Consider the following 16,855-nt stretch of genomic DNA (forward strand, 5'->3'; position numbering starts at 1 on the left):
GAAAATTCATGCAAGGAGTGCCTGCCGAACCCCGCCGGGGCGGGGCGGCCCGGTCAGCGCTTGACGGCCCGCAGCACCACGAACTTGGGGTTACCGGCGACGAGTTGGCAGTTGCCGAAGAGGCGGCGCAGCTTGACGTGGTAACCGAGGTGGCGATTGCCGACCACCCAGAGTTCCCCGCCGGGCCGCAGCGCCCGCTTGGCGCCGGTGAACATCCGCCAGGCGGTGGCGTCGGTGGTGGCCTGGTGGGAGTGGAACGGCGGGTTGTTGAGCACCAGGTCCACCGAGCCGGCGGCGACCACGTCCGGGGCCAGGGCGTCGGCGGCCAGGAACCCGGCCGGGGCGTCCGGGCCCAGGTTGGTGCGGAAGGTCTCCTCGGCGGAGGCCACCGCCTGGTGCGACTCGTCCACGAAGACCAGCTCCGCGCCGGGCCCGGCCAGCGCGGCGGCCGTACCGACCACCCCGTTGCCGCAGCCGAGGTCCACCACCCGGGCGCCGGGGGCGGGGACGGGCAGGTGGGCCAGGAAGAAGCGGGTGCCGATGTCCAGCCGGTCCGCGCAGAAGGTGCCCGCGTGGTTGACGACCGTACGGCCGGAGGCGGCACCGATGTCCGACGGCAGCGCGTAGCGGTGCGGCCACGGGTTGGGACCGGCGTCGAGCGCCCGGTCCGGGGTGCAGAGGATCAGCCGGGCCTTGCGCACGGCCAGTGAGGTGCGGGTCGGCCCGAGGATCCGCTCGAAGAGCTGGAGCGTGGAGGTGTGGATCTCGGTGACCATGCCGGAGCCGATCACCACGGTGCCCTCGTGGAGCGCGGGGGCGAGCCGGTGCAGCTGGTCCTCCAGCAGGGCCAGGCTCTTGGGGACGCGCACCAGCAGCACGTCGATCCGCTCCGGCGGGGCGTCCCGGGTGGTGAGCAGCCGGGTCTCGTCGACGGCGGCGCCGGCCCGGGCCAGATTGGCCAGGGTGGCCTGCCGGCCGAGATGGGAGTCGGTGATCTGGACCGGCCGGTACTCGGCGAGCGCGGTGGTCAGCGCGCCCCAGCGGTCGCCGAGGACGGCGACCGTACGGCCGGCCAGCTCCGTCGCGGCGCCGGCCGCGCTGTCGGCCTCGCCCGCCAGGTGGCGCAGCAGGTACTCGTCGGCGGCGTCCCAGGCCCGCAGCCGCTCGCGCGGGTCCACGGGGAAACGGGTGAGCTCCAAGGCGCCCCACGGGGTGGCCAAGGCGGTGTCCGGCGGGGTCGCGGCGGGCGTGGTCTGGGGATTCATCGTGTTCTCAGGCTATCCGACGGCCCCCGGGAGCGATTACGGACGGATACTGGAAGAGCCCGACCGAGAGGGGTGAGGGCGATGGAGTGGAAACTCGAAGTCGTGGTGGTCCCGGTGTCGGACGTGGACCGCTCGAAGCTCTTCTACGAGGAGCAGGCCGGGTTCACCGTCGACCACGACACCCTGCTGCGGGACGGGATCCGGGTGGTACAGCTGACGCCCCCCGGCTCGCCCTGCTCCATCGTGGTGGGCAAGGGGGTGATCGACTCCCCGCCCGGATCGGTCAAGGGGCTCCAGCTGGTGGTGCCGGACATCGAGAAGGCGCACGCCGAACTGGCGGCACGGGGCGTGGCGGTCAGCCCGGTCCAGCACTTCGTGGCGGGGGGCCGGGTGGACGGGCACGGCGAGGCGTGGAACAACTTCGTGTTCTTCAACGACCCGGACGGGAACGGCTGGGCGGTCCAGGAGGCGCCGGGCGCCGCCCGGGGCCGACCGGCGGCCGGCCTTGGGTAGGCTCCGGGGATGGCTGAACACGAGGGAAGCGTGCGGCTGGACAGCTGGATCTGGTCGGTCCGGCTGGTCAAGACGCGGGCGCTGGCGGCGGCCGCCTGCCGGGCCGGGCACGTCAAGGTGAACGGCGAGCGGGCCAAGCCGGCCCAGGCGCTGAAGCCCGGGGACGAGGTGCGGGTCCGCGAGGAGGGCCACGAACGGGTCGTGGTGGTGCAGAAGCTGATCCGCAAGCGGGTCGGGGCCGAGGTCGCGGCGCAGTGCCTGGTCGACAACAGCCCGCCGCGGCCGCCGCGCGAGTTCGTCGCGGCGGCCGGGACGCGGGACCGGGGGGCCGGGCGGCCGACCAAGCGGGAGCGCCGCGAGCTGGACCAGCTGCGCGGGACCTGAGCCGCGCGGGCACCGAACCGTACGGGCACCGAGCCCCGCGGGCACGGACAGGCCCGGAGCCGTTACACGGCAGCGGTGGCGAGCACCTTGGCGAGGAAGCCGCCGAGGTTGCCCACCGTCCGGTCGATCTGCAGCTCCAGCGGCAGCGACTCGTCGGGCCGGGTGACCAGGGTGGACTTCTTCAGCCCGCGCACGTAGAGGGAGCAGGCGAGGTCGGCGCAGATGTAGGTGCCGACCGTGTTGCCCTCGCGCCCGGCCGCCCCGGCCCGGCGGGCGGCGAGCAGCGCGACCCCGGACCCGGCGTGCGCGGTGATGCACAGCGAGCACACGTTGGTCTTGGTCAGGCTGCGCCGGATCACCGGCGAGCGCAGCGTCAGGCCGACCGGCTCGCCCTGGTACGGCGCCACCAGGTACGCCCGGTCGGGCGCGCCCTGGTCCCGCCAGCCGAGGAAGTCCAGGTGCTCCCAGGGCAGCTCCGCCAGGCCCCGGGGCAGGTTGAGCCGGCGGGCCTCGCCCTTGGAGCAGTTGACGAAGGACGCGCGGATCTCGTTCTCGCTCAGGGGTTCCATGTCGCGGAAGCTAACACCGGCCCGCCCGTCGTGTCGCGCCGATTTTCACCCGGTCCGCACCGGGTGGGCGGCCTGGACGGCGAGCCGCCGCGGGGCGTCCTCGCCGATCCGGGTGAGCAGGTCGTCCAGGGCGAGGAAGGCTTCCCAGCGTTCCTGCCCTCCGGCGGCGGCGAGCCGCTCGACCACCAGGTCCTCCAGGTCCGGGACCCGCTTGTTCTTCCAGGCCTTGTCGGCCAGGCTGACCAGCAGTGACTCGACGGTGACGCCGGGTCCGTCCCAGCTCGCGTGGCCGCGGGCGAAGCGGGCGAGGTGCTCGGGGACGCCGCGGGCGAGCAGCAGGGCGTACCCGGCGGGCTCGTGCAGGGAGCCGGGGGCGGAGAGCTCCTCGGGGTGGACGGTCTTGCCGATGTCGTGGGTGGCGGCGCCGTACAGGACGGCCTCGTGGTCGAAGGCCAGGCCCGCGCGGGCACAGAAGCCGACGATCTCCCCGGCCACTTCGTGCACCAGGGCGAGGTGGGCGACCAGGCGGGGCGGGGCGTCGACGGCCCGCAGCAGTTCGGCGACGCCGGGGGGCAGCGGGGGCAGGTCGGTGGTGGTCACGCCGCAGGGTACCCGCGGCGGTGAGGGGCTGTCAGTGGTGAACCCCAGGCTTCGACGGTCCGGTCCCGGCGCAGGAGGGAGGCGCCGGGACCGGACCCCGACGGACGCTCGGGGCTACTTCTTGAAGGCGACACCGGCGTACGCCGAGACGTCCTGCCAGCCCTCGGGGAGTTCGGAGGTGGGCACGTGGCCCGCGACGGGGCGCCAGAGCGGGAGCTGGACGAGTCCGGGGCCGGCGAACTCGAAGTCGCCGAAGAAGGGTTCGACGCCGGACCGCGGGCGCAGCACGAGCGGGGCGCTGGCGCTGCGGTAGATGCGGGTGCCCTCGGAGGCGCTCTCGCGGGAGGCGAAGTCGGGGCTGCCGTGGGAGAGGATCAGCGCGCTGCCCGGGGCGAGCGCGTCGCGCAGGGTGCGGACGATCTGCTGCGCACCCTCCTCGTCGCGGATGAAGTGCAGCACGGCGACCAGCATCAGCGCGACCGGCCGGGAGAGGTCGACGGCGCCGGCCAGCGCGGGGTGGCCGAGGATGGCGGCCGGGTCGCGCAGGTCGGCCTCGATCACCGAGGTGTGCCCGGCGGGGTGGCCGGCCAGCAGGGCGCGGGCGTGGGTGGCGACGATCGGGTCGTTGTCCACGTACACCACCCGGGCGTCCGGGGCGACCCGCTGGGCGACCTCGTTGGTGGAGCCGACCGCCGGGATGCCGGTGCCGATGTCGACGAACTGGCGCACGCCCCGGCTCGCGACGAACTCCACGGCGCGGCCGAGGAACTGCCGGTTGGTGCGGGCCAGCAGCGGCAGCGCGGGGTAGGCGGATATCGCGGCCTGGGCGGCCTTGCGGTCGGCCTCGAAGTTGTCCTTGCCGCCGAGGTAGTAGTCGTACATCCGGGCGGTGTGCGGGACGCCGGTGTCCAGCTCGCTCGGGGGCTGCCAGTCCTCGGCTCTGGCCCAGTCCCACTCGGTGTCCGTGCTCCGGCCGGTCGCCGCGCCGTCCTCGTACATCCTGTCCGCCCCCAATGCGCAATGCCGGAAGAGTTTGGCCACCGCCGGTCAACTCACGGTGCGCGGTGATCGTATCCAAGGACACACCGCGGAAACAGCGGGAGTTCAGGTTTACGCAACACCCGGTCACAGAGTGTGTGCACGTCAAAGCCGGTGCGGGCCCGGTCGGGTCGGATCGCCGGGCGGAGCCGTCCTCTCTATGCTGGCTGCCGATGACTGCCGACCGCCGCACCGTACTGCGCGCCACCGCCCGGATCGCCGCCCTCGCCGCCACCGGCGGCCTGCTCACCGCCTGCGGCACCGGAACGCTCCGCCGGGCCGACCCGGGGGCACTCGCCGCGCACCCCGGGACCGTGGACCCGCAGCACACCACCGACCCGGCCTGGAACGGCGCTGAGGGCCCGGCCTCCCCCGCGCCCACCGCCCCGGCGGAGCCCGGGCCCGACGGTGGGCCGACCGCCGCCGCGGCCGCCGCCCAGCCCTCCGCCCCGCCGGCCCCGCCCGTGCTGCCGCCGCTCGCGCCCGGCACCCCGGCCGAGGTCGCGTACGGGCCGCGCACCGGGAGGAACGTGGCGCTCACCTTCCACGGCAGCGGCGACCCGAAGCTGGCCACCGCCCTGCTGGAGGCCGCCGAGCAGCGCGGCGCCAAGGTGACCGTGATGGTCGTCGGCAGCTGGCTCGACCAGCAGCCGCAGATGGCCCGGCGGATCCTGGACGGCGGCCACGAGCTGGGCAACCACACCCAGAACCACCTCAACATCTCGGCCATGGCACCCGACCAGGCGCGCGCCGAGATCGCCCAGTGCGCCGAGCGCCTGCAGCGGCTCACCGGCTCGATCGGCCGCTGGTTCCGCCCCTCCGCCGCGCAGTACGCCACCCCGATGGTGCGCGAGCAGGCCAGGGCGGTCGGGTACGAGCACGTGCTGTCCTTCGACGTCGACCCGCGCGACTACAACGACCCCTCGGCCGCCGAGCTGCAGCGCCGGGTGCTGAACTCGGTGCGCGGCGGCTCGGTGGTGGCGCTGCACATGGGTCACCAGTGCACGGTGGACGCGCTGCCCGGCATCCTGGACGGCCTGGCCAAGGCGGGGCTGAAGCCGGTGACCGCCAGCCAGCTCTGCGCCTGAACGACCCGGTCAGAGCATCGGGTCGTCGTCCTTGTACGGGCGCAGCCGCAGCGTGCGGGCGTCCGCGGCGCGGATCGCGTCGGCCCGGTTGACCAGTTCCTCCAGGTCGTCCCGGCCGGCGTGGATGAAGCGCCCGTGCAGCCCGTCGAAGCGGCCGCGGGCCGCGTCCACGGTGACCGCGACCATGTACGGGATGGAGCCCCAGTCCGTGGTGCCCTTGAACATCGGCATCCCGGCGGTCATGTCGGTGGCCACCGCGCCCGGGCTGATGTCGAGGACGACGATGCCGTTGCGGGCCAGCGAGTCCGCCATGTTGTCCGAGAGCTGGAGCAGCGCGCCCTTGGAGGTGGCGTACGCGGTGTAGTCGCCGTCCGGGCGCAGCGCGAAGCCGGAGTTGAGGTTGATCACCCGGCCGCGCCGGCGGGCGACCATGCCGGGGAGCACGCAGCGCAGCAGGTTGTAGGGGCCGCGCAGGTTGGTCTCGATCACCTGCCACCACTGGTTGGCGTCGGTCTCCCAGAGCGGCACCTCGGCGCGGTCGACCAGGCCGGCGTTGTTGACCAGCAGGTCGATCGGCCCGAGGTCGCGCTCGACCAGCCGGACCGCCTCGCGCACCGAGCCGGGGCGGGTGACGTCGGCGGTCACGGCGACGCCCCGGGAGCCGCGCCTGACGCACTCCTTGAGGGTGTCGGTCAGTGTCTCGTGGGTGCGGCCGACCAGGCCGACGGACATCCCCTCGGCGGCCAGGCCGATGGCGAGTTCCCGGCCGATGCCCCGGCCGGCCCCGGTGATCAGGGCGACCTGTCCTGCGAGCGATCCCGTCGACACCCCGTACTCCCTTCGCGTGCCCGGCCCTGTCCTCTTCCGCCCCCGGCCCCCGTCTGCGGCATTCTGTCGGGCGCCGGGCGGAGCCGGGCCCGGGCACACGGGTCCGGGGTCGCCGCCTCACTCGTTCGGGGGACTCCCGGCCGTGGCACCCTGCCGGGGAGGGGGTGACCTACTGGCCGGTACGGAGTAGTAACGTCGTCGGGGCGGTGACCGGTGCACCCATTCCGGCACACCGGCCCGTTGTCCAGCAGCTCGCTGGGCCACCCGCTGGCTGGGCGACCCCCAGCACCGTCGAAGGGCAACTGAGTGAGTGACATCGCGCGCGTCGGAGTGATCGGCTGCGGCCTGATGGGGTCGGGCATCGCCGAGGTCTTCGCCCGGGCCGGGCTGGACGTCCTGGTGTCGGAGGCCAGCGGTGAGGCGCTGGAGTTCGGCCGCACCCGGCTGACCAACTCCCTGGAGACAGCCGTCAAGCGGGGCAAGCTGACGCCCGAGGAGCGGGACGAGGCGCTGGCCCGGCTGTCCTTCACCGTCGAGCTGTCCGACTTCGCCGACCGCGACCTGGTGGTCGAGGCCGTCGCCGAGCGCGAGGACATCAAGGTCCGGATCTTCGAGACCCTGGACCGGGTGGTCGAGCGCCGCGACGCGATCCTCGCCTCCAACACCTCCTCGATCCCGATCGTGAAGCTGGCCGCCGCCACCAGCCGCCCGGAGCAGGTGATCGGCCTGCACTTCTTCAACCCGGCGCCGGTGCAGAAGCTGGTCGAGGTCATCCCGACCCTGACCACCTCGGCGACCACCACCGAGCGGGTCGAGGCGTTCGCCTCCCAGGTGCTCGGCAAGGAGCCGATCCGCGCCCGTGACCGGGCCGGCTTCGTGGTCAACGCGCTGCTGGTGCCGTACCTGCTGTCCGCGGTGCGGATGTTCGAGACGGGCGTGGCCACCGCTTCGGACATCGACAAGGGCATGGAGGCCGGCTGCGCCCACCCGATGGGCCCGCTGCGGCTGTGCGACCTGATCGGCCTGGACACCATCGTCTCGATCGCCGAGTCGATGTACGACGAGTACAAGGAGCCGCTGTACGCCGCTCCCCCGCTGCTCTCCCGGATGGTCGACGCCGGCCTGCTGGGCCGCAAGTCCGGCCGGGGCTTCTACGACTACACCGCGAGCGCCTGACACCCGCGGCGGGACGGACGGCGGGGCCCGGCGGCCGGTTCACGGCCGCCGGGCCCTTTCGCCTGCCGGGGCGTCAGCTGTTGATGGCGTAGCTGTCGCCGTAGACCTTCCACTTCAGCGGCGGGTTGAGGTCGAAGTTCTTGGCGTTGAGGAAGACCAGCTGCTCGGTGTCGACCCGGCTGGTGTCCGAGTGCGCCTCCTCCTTCTTCATGACCACCTTGCGGGCGTCCAGGAAGGCCTTGAGGTAGGTGGCCTCGTCGCCGCCCTGGGCGGGCGTCCTGGCCTTCTTCATGGCGGTGGCGCGGATGCCGCCGAAGCTGTCCGAGCTGTTGCCCGGGCCGTGCATGACGATGGCGTCGTAGTAGGCGAACTGGCCGAGCGCGCGCAGGCCGTCGCTCTTCGCCTGGTTGACGGCGGGGTTGAAGTACACCCGGTCGCGCTCGTCGTTCTGGGCCTGCTGGAAGACGGTGTCCTTGGCGGCGGTGGCCCAGTCCTTCTCGAAGGCGGAGCCGAGGCCGGCGTGCGATTCGCTGCCGTTGACCTTCTTCAGGGCCGGCAGGTACTTGGCCAGGATGTTGCCGGGCTTGAGGTCGGTGTAGTGCTGGACCAGGTCCAGCATGTCGCCGGTGCCGGAGCAGAAGCCGATGATGCCGGCGGTGTAGCCGCGGCCGTCCTTGATGTCCTCGATGTACTTGTACTGGGCCTTCCAGTCCAGCGACGAGTTCTCCGCGCTGGACACCAGCTGCATGGCGATGTCCTTCTTGTGCGGGTCGTCCAGCCCGACCCCCTTGAACTGGACGGCGGCGGCCGGCGACGGGGCGGCCTGGGCCGCCGAGGTGGCCGCGACGGTCAGCGGCGCGGCCACCAGGGCGGCGGCGAGGGCGATGCGGAGGGCACGACGGGGCTGAGGGCGCATGGGACGCTCCGATTCCTCGTGGGTTAGGAAACTTTCCTAACGAGAAAAAGGAAAAGCCCTGACGCCGCACTCCCGCAAGGGTTTTGACGGAACCTCTTCAAGAGATCTTGACGACCGGGGCTCAGAACGCCCGGCGCCGCACCCACCAGACCGCCGCCGCGCACAGCGCCACCGCGAGCAGGAGCGTCCAGCCGAACTCGATGAACTGGAACGGCCAGAACCTGCTCGCCGGCTGGTACACCTCGTGCGCGGTGTAGCCGCCGTCGCGCACCAGCTCCTGGAGGTGGGCGAAGTCCCCGCCGATGTCGTAGAAGGCGCCGGTCGGGATCCGCTTCCCGGCCGGGTCGGAGAACCAGACGTTCAGCACCCAGCGGTCGTCCAGCGCCATGGGCTTCATGGAGTGCACCGCGTCCTCCAGCGGAGGCAGGTAGTGCGCGCGCACGGAGTGGGCGAGGAACGGCAGCGCGACCGAGGCCGCCAGCCCGGCCCCCACCGCGACCACCGTCCGGCGGAGCACCGCACCGGCCAGCACCGCGGCCCCGAAGGCCACCAGCACCCGTCCGACCAGCACCGGCGGCGTCTGCACGAAGACCTCCGGACTGAACTCCCCGACCCGGAGCGTCAGCGGCCCGCTCCACCAGCGCAGCAGCAGTCCGAACAGCACCGCCACGACGGCCAGCACCGCGCCGCCCATGACCAGGCCGCCCACCGTCCAGCGGGTCCGCCCGGCGCCCTGGGTCCAGGCGAAACGCACCGTGCCGTGCTCGAACTCCCGTGCCAGCAGCGGGCCTCCGAGGAAGGCCCCGAAAGCCCCGCCGAGGACGTAGAACACGGAGTCGAGCGCCAGCAGGCCGTCGCCGTACTCGCGCAGGAACTGCTTGTACATGGCCATGCAGGCGTCGGTGGCCGGGTCGCAGGAGGCGGCGCCGCTGCGGGCCAGGCCGTCGTGCAGGTACCAGCCGTGGACCAGCAGCCCGAGGGAGATCGCGGCCATCACCGTCAGCAGGGTCAGCAGCGCGGGCCGGTGCCGCAGCCCGGCCGCCCGCAGGACGGCGGAGCGGGGCGGGGCGAGGGACAGGGAGCTCACGGCAGCAGCACCTTCTCGTTCGGGGGGACGGCCCCGCGCGGGCCGGGGAGGGCGGAGGCGGCCGGCTCGCGCAGATAGGCGAGCACCAACTCCGCCAGCCCGACGCGCTGTTGGTGCCAGGAGCCGGAGACCGGGGCGTCCACGCCGCCGGTGCGGACCAGCAGGTGGGACTGGGCGCCGGCCCGGCGGTCGCGGACCACCGGCAGCTGTCCGGCCACCCGGTCGGCCTCGGCGGTCGGGCCGGTGAGCATCCGGTGGCCGGCCAGCAGGTCGTCCACCTCCCCCGCGACCTGGACCCGGCCGGCGCCGAGCACCACCAGGTAGTCGCAGCTCTGCTCCAGTTCGTTGACGGCGTGCGAGGAGAACACCACCGACATCCCGTCCTCGGCCACCGCGGTCAGCAGCACGGCCATGAAGTCGTGCCGGGCGAGCGGGTCGAGAGCGGCCAGGGGCTCGTCCAGCAGCAGGAGTTCGGGACGCTTGGCGAGCGCCAGCGCGAGCGAGACCTGGGCCTGCTGACCGCCGGAGAGGCGGCCGTACTTGCGGTCCAGCGGGATGCCGAGGCCGTCCAGGTGGGTACGGGCCCGGGCGTCGTCCCAGCGGCGGTTGAGGTGACGGCCCATCGCCAGCAGGTCGCGCACGGGCACGCCGGGGTAGAGCGCGGCGTTCTGGGCGACGAAGCCGATCCGGTCCAACGCGCGCGGGGAGCCGGGCAGCTGGTCGCCGAGGACGGTCAGCGCACCCTCGCTCGGCAGGGTCAGTCCGGCGGCCAGGCCGAGCAGCGTGGTCTTGCCGGCGCCGTTGGGGCCGACCAGGGCCACCACGTGCCCGGCGGGGACGGCGAGCCGGCAGTCCCGCAGCGCCCAGGAGCGCCGGTAGCGCTTGCCGAGCCCGGCGCAGTCGATCACCGTGTCCACGGCCATCAGGCCACCACCCCGCCCCGGTCCTCGCGCAGGTCGCGCAGCGCGTCCTCGAACACCGCGGCCATCCCCTCCTCGTCCAGCCCGGCGGTCCGCGCCGAGCGCATCCAGTCCAGCAGCCCGCGGCGCAGCGCGGCCCGCTCGCGCAGCGGCACCACCCCGGCGGGCAGGCCCCGCACGAAGGTGCCCTGGCCCCGGCGGCCGGCCGCGAGGCCGCGGTGCTCCAGTTCGCGGTACGCCTTGAGCACGGTGTTCGGGTTGATCGCCAGCCCGGCCACCACCTCGCGCACCCGGGGCAGCCGGTCCCCCTCGGTCAACCAGCCCATCCGCAGCGCCTGTTCGACCTGCTGCACGAGCTGCAGGTAGGTCGGGACGCCGGAGGCCGGGTCCAGGCGGAACTCGATCGGGGAGGGCTGGCCGGCATCGTCTTTATCTACTTCCATAGGTAAAGAGATAAACGATGGACCGACGCACCGTCAACCCGGGGAAGCGTCAACCCGGGGAAGCGGAAAGGGCCCCGCCCCGGACTCGTGGTCCGGGGCGGGGCCCTCCTGGGTACTACGGTCGCGTCAGACGCCGCGCAGCACCGCGCCGGTGCGGGCGACGGCCTCGGCGACGGCCGCCTCGCGGGCGGCGGTCGCCTCGTCGGCGGTCAGGGTGCGGTCGGTCGCGCGGAAGCGCAGCGCGTACGCCAGCGACTTCTTGCCCTCGCCGACCTGCTCACCGGTGAACACGTCGAACAGCCGGATGGCCTCCAGCAGTTCGCCCGCGCCGGAGCGCAGCGCGGCCTCGACCTCGGCGGCCGGGACAGCGGTGTCGACGATCAGCGCGACGTCCTGGGTCGCCACCGGGAAACCGGAGACGGTCGGGCCGCTGACCCGCTCGGCGCCGTCGGCGGTGAGCAGGTCGATGTCGATCTCCATCGCGGCGGTGCGGGCCGGCAGCCCGAGCGCCTTGACCACCCGCGGGTGCAGCTCACCGGCGTGGCCGACCACCCGGTCGGTGCCGGCCACCAGCAGCTCGGCACAACGGCCCGGGTGCCACGGGGCCAGCTGGCCCTGCCGGACGGTCAGCTCGACGCCGGCCGCCCGGGCCACCGTGCGGGCCGCCTCGACGGCGTCCGCCCAGAAGGCCTGGGCGCCCTTGCCCCACCAGCCCGACGGCAGCCGCTCACCCGCGAGGGCGACGGCGATCCGGCGCGGCTGGTCCGGCAGCGCGGCGTCCAGCGCGGCCAGCTCCTCGTCGCTGGGCCGGTGGTCGACCGCCGGACGCGGAGCCACGCTCAGCTCGTCCTTGGGCAGGAAGACGGTGCCGGTCTCGAAGATCGCCAGGTCGGTGTTGCCCCGGCCGACGTTGCGGCGCAGCGCGCCGAGCAGGCCCGGCAGCAGCGTGGTGCGCAGCGCCGGCTCCTCGTCGTTCAGCGGGTTGACCAGCTTCACCGTGCGGCGGCGCCGGTCGTCCGCCTCCAGGCCGAGCGCCTCGAAGGCGGTCTCGCCGAGGAACGGGTAGTTGTTGACCTCGACGTAGCCGGCCCCGGCCAGCGCGACGCCGATCCGGCGGTGCACCCGCTGGGCCTCGGTCAGGCCCTTGCCCGGGGGAACGTCGGGCATCCGGGCGGGGACGTTGTCGTAGCCCTCCAGCCGGATGACCTCCTCCGCGAGGTCGTACGGGTCGGTGAGGTCCGGGCGCCAGGTCGGCGGGGTGACCTCCAGGACATCGGCGCCGGAGACCGAGCAGCCGATCTCCTGCAGGCGCCGGGTGACGGTCTCGCGGCCGTACCCGGTGCCGGCCACCCGGTCGGGCAGGTCGGCGGCGATGGTGATGGTGCGCACCGGGTGCGGGGCCGCGATGTCGGTGACCCCGGCCTCGGCGGTGCCGCCGGCGATCAGGACCAGCAGGTCGACGGCGCGCTGCGCGGCGGCGCGGGCGGCCTCCGGGTCGACGCCGCGCTCGAAGCGCTTGGACGCCTCGGAGGGCAGCTTGTGCCGCTTGGCGCTGCGGGCGATGGCGACCGCGTCGAAGTGCGCCGCCTCGATGATCACCTCGGTGGTGCCCGGCCCAGCGGCCGGGTCGAGGATCTCGGTGGAGGCGCCGCCCATCACACCGGCCAGGCCGATCGGGCCGCTGTTGTCGCAGATCAGCAGGTCCTCGGCGGAGAGCTTGCGCTCGACCCCGTCGAGGGTGGTGAGGCTCTCGCCCTGCTCCGCCCGGCGGACCGTGATCGGGCCCGACACGCGCTGCTTGTCGTAGGCGTGCAGCGGCTGGCCGACCTCCAGCATCACGTAGTTGGTGATGTCGACGGTCAGCGAGATCGGGCGGATGCCCGACTTCTGGAGCCGGCGCTGCAGCCAGATCGGGGACTTGGCGTTCGGGTCCACGCCGACGACCGTACGGGCCACGAAGCGGTCGCAGCCGGTCTGGTCGTTGACCTTCACCAGGTAGCCGAAGGAGTTCGCCGGCGGCACGTCGAGCAGCGCCGGGTCGGCCAGCGGCAGCCCGTACGCGGCGGCGGCCTCACGGGCCACGCCGCGCATGGACAGGCAGTAGCCGCGGTCCGGGGTGACGGCGATGTCGAGCACCTCGTCGACGAGCTGGAGCAGCTCGATGGCGTCGGTGCCGGGCTCGAACTCCGGCGGGAGCACGATGATGCCGTCGTGGTCGTCACCCATGCCCAGCTCGCGGGCGGAGCAGATCATGCCGGCCGAGGTGTGGCCGTACGTCTTGCGGGCCGCGATCGGGAACGGGCCGGGCAGCACGGCGCCCGGGAGCACGACCACGACCTTGTCGCCGACGGCGAAGTTGGTCGCGCCGCAGACGATCTCCTGCGGCTCGCCGGTGCCGTTGGCGTCGCCGACGTTCACGAAGCAGTGCCGGATCGGCTTCTTGAAGCCGGACAGCTCCTCGATGGAGAGCACCTCGCCGACCACCAGCGGACCCTTGAGGTCCGTGCCGATCTGCTCGACGGTCTCGACCTCCAGGCCGGCCCGGACCAGGCGCTCCGCGACGTCACGGCCGGTCTCGCCGGCCGGCAGGTCGACGTACTCGCGCAGCCAGGAAAGCGGGACGCGCATCAGATCTCCATCCCGAACGGGAGGGTGAAGCGGACGTCACCCTCGACCATGTCGCGCATGTCGGCGACGTTGTGACGATTCATCAGGATCCGCTCCAGGCCCAGGCCGAAGGCGAAGCCGCTGTAGCGGTTGGGGTCGACGCCGCAGGCGACCAGCACCCGCGGGTTGACCACGCCGCAGCCGCCGAGCTCGATCCAGCCCTCGGAGGAACAGGTCCGGCACGGCCGGTCCGGGTTGCCGACGCTCGCACCGCGGCACACGAAGCACTGGAGGTCGATCTCCGCGCTCGGCTCGGTGAACGGGAAGTAGGACGGGCGCCAGCGCAGCTCCAGGCCGCCACCGATCAGCTTCTCGACCAGCACCTCGATGGTGCCCTTGAGGTCGGCGAAGGTGATGCCCTCGTCCACCGCGAGGCCCTCGACCTGCCGGAAGACCGGGGTGTGGGTGGCGTCCAGCTCGTCGGTCCGGTAGACCCGGCCCGGGCAGACCACGTAGACGGGGGGCTCGCGGTCGAGCATGGTGCGGGCCTGGACCGGGGAGGTCTGGGTGCGCAGCACCACGCCGGAGTCGGCGGAGCCGTCCGGGGCCTGGACGAAGAAGGTGTCCTGCATCGAGCGGGCCGGGTGGTCCGGGCCCAGGTTGAGGGCGTCGAAGTTGAGCCACTCGGCCTCGACCTCGGGGCCCTCCGCGACCTGGTAGCCCATCGCGACGAAGGTGTCCTCGATGCGCTCGGCCATGGTGGTCAGCGGGTGCCGGGCGCCGCGCGGGGCGCGGTCGTACGGCAGCGTGACGTCCACCGCCTCCTCGACCAGCACGCGGGCGTCGCGCTCCGCCTCCAGCTCGGCCTGCCGCTTGGCGAGGGCCTGGTTGACCGCCCCGCGGGCCTGGCCGATCAGCTTTCCGGCCGCCGCCTTCGCGTGCGGGGGCAGAGCGCCGATCTCGCGATTGGCGAGCGAGAGCGCGGAGCGGTCGCCGGTGTGGGCGACCTTGGCCTGCTTCAGTTCGTCCAGGGAGCCGGCGGCGGCGAACGCGGCGATCGCCTCGTCCCGCGCCTGCTCCACCACCTCGGGCTTGAGGGCCTCGACCTCGACCGGGTCGTACGACTTGTTGGGTGCCGACATCTCTATCTTTCCCGTGCTCCTGCTCGTCCGTGCTCAAGGTCTTTGGGCCAACGCCAAAGGTCGAGTGTAGTCGCAGCGGGTATCACCGCTGCCGCGAAGCCCGTCCGGGGAGACGACGTCCGGCCTGCTCGGGAACTCCGAGGGCATGCCGTGCTTGTCGTTCATGCTCCTTCAGAGCATGAAGTCGGGCACCCCGGCGGGCAGGATAAATCGGAACCGGGCGCCGCCGCCGGGCGCGCGGTCGACGCGGATCGAGCCGCCGTGGGCCTCCACGATGCCCTTGACGATGTAGAGGCCCAGGCCCGTGCCGCCGCGCTTGGAGCCGCGCCAGAAGCGGGTGAAGACGCGGGGCATCGACTCCTCGGGGATGCCGCTGCCTTCGTCGCTCACGGTGACCGCTGTGCCTTCCACGATGCGGGGCGGGGTGCCGCTGCGCTCCCAGACGGGTGCCTCGACGACCTCCTTGGCCGGTGCCACCTCGATGGTGACAGTTCCCTCGCCGTGCCGCACCGCGTTTTCCAGCAGGTTGGCCAGCACCTGGTCGACCTTGTCCGGGTCGGCCCACAGGACGGTCAGCGGCTCGCCGATCCGGATGTCGAAGCGGTCCTCGGGGATGCCGGTGGCGACCTTGCGCTCGACGTGCCGGCGCACCGCCGCGGCCAGGTCGACCACCTGCTTGCGCAGCTCCAGCCGGCCGGAGTCGATCCGGGAGATGTCCAGCAGCTCGGCGATCAGCCGGGTGACCCGGTCGGCGTCCGCGTCCACGGTCTCCAGCATCAGCCGCTTCTGCCCGTCGGTGAACCGCTCCCACTTGGCCAGCAGCGTCGCCGTGAAGCCCTTGACGCTGGTCAGCGGGGAGCGCAGCTCGTGCGCCACGGTGGCGATCAGCTCGGCGTGGCTGCGCTCGGTGCGGCGCCGGGCCTCGGTGCCGCGCAGGGCGATCACCAGGCGCTCCAGCGGCCCGCACGGCGCGCTGCGCACGTACCGGGCGGAGACCAGCACCTCGCGCCCCCCGGGCAGCAGCAGGTTGCGCTCCGGCTGGCGGGTGCGGGTGGCCAGACCACCGTACGGGTCGGTCAGCGGCCACCAGCGGCGGCCGTCCAGGTCCTCCAGGGGGAGGACGTCCTCCAGTCCGCTGCCGAGCGCGGCCTGCGGGAGCACGCCGGTGAGCCGGGCCGCGGCCCGGTTGAAGCAGACCACCCGGCCCAGCGCGTCGGCGACCACCAGGCCGTCCGGCAGGTCGTCCGGGTCGAGCTCGGGTCCGCTGCCGACCATGGGTTGCCTCCCCGATTACCCACCGTGCCGTTCCCCCCACCGAGGCAGACCCTAGCGCCTCCCAGGCCCGTGCAGTAGGGCTTGCCGCGTGGATCCTGACGCGCCCCCGGGTGCGTCAGGCGTTCGAACGGCAGCCGCCGGGCGAGCGCTGGGCGCGCGCGGAGGCGTACAGGCAGACCGCCGCCGCGGTGGCCAGGTTGAGGCTCTCGGCGTGGCCGTGGATCGGGACGCGCACGACCTCGTCGGTGAGCGCGCGGGTCTCCTCCGGAAGCCCCCAGGCCTCGTTGCCGAACACCCATGCGCCGGGCGCCCCCAGGGTGCCCTCGTCGAGCTCCTGGTCCAGGTCGCGCTCCCCCGCGCCGTCCGCGGCGAGCACCCGGACGCCGGCCTCGCGCAGCCTGCCGACGGCCTCCTCGACCGGGACCCCGACCGCCACCGGCAGGTGGAACAGGCTGCCCACGGAGGCCCGGACGGCCTTCGGGTTGTAGAGGTCCACCGAGGCGTCGGTGAGCACCACGGCGTCCGCACCGGCCGCGTCGGCGGTGCGCAGCACCGTGCCGGCGTTCCCGGGGTCGCGCACGTGGGCGAGGATCGCGACCAGCTTCGGACGGGCCTTGAGCACCTCGGCGAACGGGGTGTCGATGAAGCGGCAGAGCGCCACGATGCCCTGCGGCGTCACCGTGTCGCAGATCTCGGCGATCACCTCGTCGGTGGCGGTCAGCACCGGCAGTCCCTCGACCAGGGCGGCCTCGACGATGCCGGCGTGCCGCTCGGCGGCCTCCGGGGTCGCGTAGACCTCGACCACGGCGTGCTCGCCGCTGCCCGGCAGCCTGCCGAAGGCGATGGCCTCCCGGACGGCCTGCGGGCCCTCGGCCAGGAAGCGGCGCTCCTTGGTGCGCTGGTTGCGCTTGGCCAGCCGGCGGGCGGCCACGACGCGCGGCGAGCGCAGGGAGGTCAGCAGGGGGGTGTCGGTGCTCGGCATGGTCTCGTTCTCCGGAGGCGCT

The 16,855-nt window shown here is 73.4% G+C and carries 17 protein-coding genes; 4 read left to right on the forward strand and 13 right to left on the reverse strand.

From position 1 onward, the window contains the following. Nucleotides 1-53 precede the first annotated feature (53 nt). Entirely contained in the window at nt 54-1,220 is a 1,167-nt protein-coding gene (locus tag ACFVUY_RS34185) for a methyltransferase (RefSeq protein WP_387736286.1), read from the reverse strand. A 126-nt stretch (nt 1,221-1,346) separates the two neighbouring features. Here ACFVUY_RS34185 and ACFVUY_RS34190 point away from each other — a divergent pair, with 126 nt between their 5' ends. Together ACFVUY_RS34190 and ACFVUY_RS34195 are read left to right on the forward strand one after the other, a co-directional pair. Next, the gene (locus ACFVUY_RS34190) at nt 1,347-1,778 is read left to right on the forward strand and encodes a VOC family protein (protein ID WP_387736203.1); all 432 of its coding nucleotides are present in this window, start codon (nt 1,347-1,349) and stop codon (nt 1,776-1,778) included. Nucleotides 1,779-1,787: 9 nt separating this feature from the next. Continuing rightward, nucleotides 1,788-2,162 carry an RNA-binding S4 domain-containing protein gene (locus tag ACFVUY_RS34195; protein ID WP_387693116.1) on the forward strand — a complete coding sequence of 125 codons (375 nt, stop codon included), beginning with the start codon at nt 1,788-1,790 and terminating at the stop codon, nt 2,160-2,162. A gap of 62 nt (nt 2,163-2,224) precedes the next feature. On the opposite strand, the gene ACFVUY_RS34200 is transcribed toward ACFVUY_RS34195, so the two are convergent. The 3 genes from ACFVUY_RS34200 to ACFVUY_RS34210 all read right to left on the reverse strand — a co-directional run bounded on the left by ACFVUY_RS34200 (nt 2,225) and on the right by ACFVUY_RS34210 (nt 4,330). Next, nucleotides 2,225-2,731: an FBP domain-containing protein gene (locus ACFVUY_RS34200; RefSeq protein WP_387736205.1), complete on the reverse strand. Its 507-nt coding sequence runs from the start codon at nt 2,729-2,731 to the stop codon at nt 2,225-2,227. 45 nt (nt 2,732-2,776) lie between these two features. Next, nucleotides 2,777-3,331: an HD domain-containing protein gene (locus tag ACFVUY_RS34205; protein WP_387693113.1), complete on the reverse strand. Its 555-nt coding sequence runs from the start codon at nt 3,329-3,331 to the stop codon at nt 2,777-2,779. 114 nt (nt 3,332-3,445) lie between these two features. Continuing rightward, complete coding sequence (locus tag ACFVUY_RS34210) at nt 3,446-4,330, reverse strand: SAM-dependent methyltransferase (protein ID WP_380549376.1); 885 nt, start codon at nt 4,328-4,330, stop codon at nt 3,446-3,448. A 212-nt stretch (nt 4,331-4,542) separates the two neighbouring features. Here ACFVUY_RS34210 and ACFVUY_RS34215 point away from each other — a divergent pair, with 212 nt between their 5' ends. Beyond that, the gene (locus tag ACFVUY_RS34215) at nt 4,543-5,457 is read left to right on the forward strand and encodes a polysaccharide deacetylase family protein (protein ID WP_380549379.1); all 915 of its coding nucleotides are present in this window, start codon (nt 4,543-4,545) and stop codon (nt 5,455-5,457) included. A gap of 9 nt (nt 5,458-5,466) precedes the next feature. Here the strand turns inward: ACFVUY_RS34215 and ACFVUY_RS34220 are convergent, their stop codons facing one another. Next, nucleotides 5,467-6,285: an SDR family NAD(P)-dependent oxidoreductase gene (locus ACFVUY_RS34220; protein WP_387693107.1), complete on the reverse strand. Its 819-nt coding sequence runs from the start codon at nt 6,283-6,285 to the stop codon at nt 5,467-5,469. A 306-nt stretch (nt 6,286-6,591) separates the two neighbouring features. Here ACFVUY_RS34220 and ACFVUY_RS34225 point away from each other — a divergent pair, with 306 nt between their 5' ends. Continuing rightward, on the forward strand, nt 6,592-7,461 hold the full coding sequence (locus ACFVUY_RS34225) for a 3-hydroxybutyryl-CoA dehydrogenase (protein WP_359905942.1): 870 nt from the start codon (nt 6,592-6,594) through the stop codon (nt 7,459-7,461). A gap of 73 nt (nt 7,462-7,534) precedes the next feature. Here the strand turns inward: ACFVUY_RS34225 and ACFVUY_RS34230 are convergent, their stop codons facing one another. The 8 genes from ACFVUY_RS34230 to ACFVUY_RS34265 all read right to left on the reverse strand — a co-directional run bounded on the left by ACFVUY_RS34230 (nt 7,535) and on the right by ACFVUY_RS34265 (nt 16,833). Then, nucleotides 7,535-8,377: a chitosanase gene (locus tag ACFVUY_RS34230; protein WP_387736207.1), complete on the reverse strand. Its 843-nt coding sequence runs from the start codon at nt 8,375-8,377 to the stop codon at nt 7,535-7,537. A gap of 121 nt (nt 8,378-8,498) precedes the next feature. Beyond that, complete coding sequence (locus ACFVUY_RS34235) at nt 8,499-9,464, reverse strand: ABC transporter permease subunit (RefSeq protein ID WP_387693104.1); 966 nt, start codon at nt 9,462-9,464, stop codon at nt 8,499-8,501. Next, nucleotides 9,461-10,387: an ATP-binding cassette domain-containing protein gene (locus tag ACFVUY_RS34240; protein WP_387693102.1), complete on the reverse strand. Its 927-nt coding sequence runs from the start codon at nt 10,385-10,387 to the stop codon at nt 9,461-9,463. The genes ACFVUY_RS34235 and ACFVUY_RS34240 overlap by 4 nt, the downstream gene beginning before the upstream one ends. Then, entirely contained in the window at nt 10,387-10,827 is a 441-nt protein-coding gene (locus ACFVUY_RS34245) for a GntR family transcriptional regulator (RefSeq protein ID WP_387693100.1), read from the reverse strand. The genes ACFVUY_RS34240 and ACFVUY_RS34245 overlap by 1 nt, the downstream gene beginning before the upstream one ends. A 126-nt stretch (nt 10,828-10,953) precedes the next feature. Continuing rightward, a complete protein-coding gene (pheT, locus tag ACFVUY_RS34250) occupies nt 10,954-13,455 on the reverse strand; it encodes a phenylalanine--tRNA ligase subunit beta (RefSeq protein WP_387736209.1) in 2,502 nt (833 codons plus the stop codon). Continuing rightward, nucleotides 13,455-14,576: a phenylalanine--tRNA ligase subunit alpha gene (pheS, locus tag ACFVUY_RS34255; protein ID WP_188299334.1), complete on the reverse strand. Its 1,122-nt coding sequence runs from the start codon at nt 14,574-14,576 to the stop codon at nt 13,455-13,457. Before pheS ends, pheT begins: the two co-directional genes overlap by 1 nt. 171 nt (nt 14,577-14,747) lie before the next feature. Beyond that, nucleotides 14,748-15,851, reverse strand: a complete 1,104-nt coding sequence (locus ACFVUY_RS34260) for an ATP-binding protein (protein ID WP_387693093.1) — start codon at nt 15,849-15,851, stop codon at nt 14,748-14,750. Between the two features lie 115 nt (nt 15,852-15,966). After that, nucleotides 15,967-16,833, reverse strand: a complete 867-nt coding sequence (locus ACFVUY_RS34265; RefSeq protein ID WP_359905921.1) for an RNA methyltransferase — start codon at nt 16,831-16,833, stop codon at nt 15,967-15,969. Between the last annotated feature and the right edge of the window lie 22 nt (nt 16,834-16,855).

The sequence above is a fragment of the Kitasatospora sp. NPDC058063 genome (assembly GCF_042885395.1).
Classification (GTDB): domain Bacteria; phylum Actinomycetota; class Actinomycetes; order Streptomycetales; family Streptomycetaceae; genus Kitasatospora; species Kitasatospora lactacystinica.